This window comes from Amycolatopsis regifaucium (genome assembly GCF_001613935.1).
In the GTDB taxonomy this organism is placed as follows: domain Bacteria; phylum Actinomycetota; class Actinomycetes; order Mycobacteriales; family Pseudonocardiaceae; genus Amycolatopsis; species Amycolatopsis regifaucium.
In genome coordinates this window covers 1-1237 of the sequence record NZ_LQCI01000037.1, presented here as the reverse complement: position 1 = coordinate 1237, position 1237 = coordinate 1, and the positions used below count along the sequence as shown (strand labels likewise).

Below are 1237 nucleotides of genomic sequence, written 5' to 3'. Positions count from 1 at the left end.
GGCGGATTCATGCGGTCGTCGCAACATGCTCTATTTAGGACAGTAGCATGTTGAGTTTCTCTTGGGGTGTAAGCCATTCCAGTGTTTTGCGGGGGCGGTTGTTGAGTTCGGCGGCCACCTTCGCGAGTTGATCGGGGCTGTGGACTGAGAGGTCGGTGCCTTTGGGGAAGTATTGGCGGAGCAGGCCGTTGGTGTTCTCGTTGCTGCCGCGCTGCCAGGGTGAGTGCGGGTCGCAGAAGTAGATGTCCAGGTCGGTGGCCAGGGTGATCTCGGCGTGCCGGGCCAGCTCGGTGCCCTGGTCCCAGGTCATCGACTGTTTCAGCTGGTCGGGCAGGGTGCGGATGGCGGTGATCATGGCGTCGCGGACGGCGACGGCGTCGTGGCCGTCGGGCAGGTGCAGCAGCAGGCAGAACCGGGTGCTGCGCTCGACCAGGGTGCCGATCGCGGACTTGTTCGAGGCGCCGAGGATCAGGTCGCCTTCCCAGTGCCCGGGAACGGCCCGGTCCTCGGCCTCGGCCGGGCGCTGGCTGATCGGCACCATGTTCGGGATCCGCGGCGTGCGGGCCTCGGCCTGGCGGCGGGGTTTACGCAGCGCCCGCCCGGTCCGCAGGCAGGCCGCGAGCTCGCGGCGCAGCGCACCCCGGCCTTGCACATAGATCGACTGGTAGATCGTCTCGTGGGACACCCGCATCTCCGGACAGTCGGCGAACTCGCTCACCAGCCTGGCCGAGATCTGCTCCGGTGACCACCGCCGCAGCAACCGCTCCCGCACATGGTCCCGCAACCCGGCATTGCCGGGATCGGCCAGTTTCGCCGTCTTCGGCCGCTTCGCCCGTTCCCGCGCCGCCGCCTCCGCCACATGAGCCCGATACCGGCCCGCGCCACCGTTGTTGTTGATCTCCCGGCTGATCGACGACGCCGCCCGGCCCAGCCTCCGCCCGATCACCCGCGGCCCCTCGCCCCGGGCCAGGCCACGAGAGATCTCCTCCCGCTCCTCCACCGACAAATACCGTGTCCCCAGCTCACGGGGCGCGTTACCGATCACCCCACCAGCCTCGCCGAACCACCGCCGACCGGTCTCCTGCGCCACACCCGCCGCCACCGAGGCAGGCATCACAGCCCGCCCCGCCCGAACCTCCTTCCAAAACCACACCCGCACAGCCCGCCCCAACGGCACACGACCAGCCATCACAACCTCCAACCACAATCAGTGTTGCAACGACCCCGTGAACCCAAG

The 1237-nt window shown here is 68.4% G+C and carries 1 protein-coding gene; it reads right to left on the bottom strand.

All coding sequences use genetic code 11. From position 1 onward, the window contains the following. Positions 1-34 precede the first annotated feature (34 nt). The gene (locus AVL48_RS30785) at positions 35-1189 is read right to left on the bottom strand and encodes an IS30 family transposase (RefSeq protein ID WP_061982370.1); all 1155 of its coding nucleotides are present in this window, start codon (positions 1187-1189) and stop codon (positions 35-37) included. Positions 1190-1237: the final 48 nt, after the last annotated feature.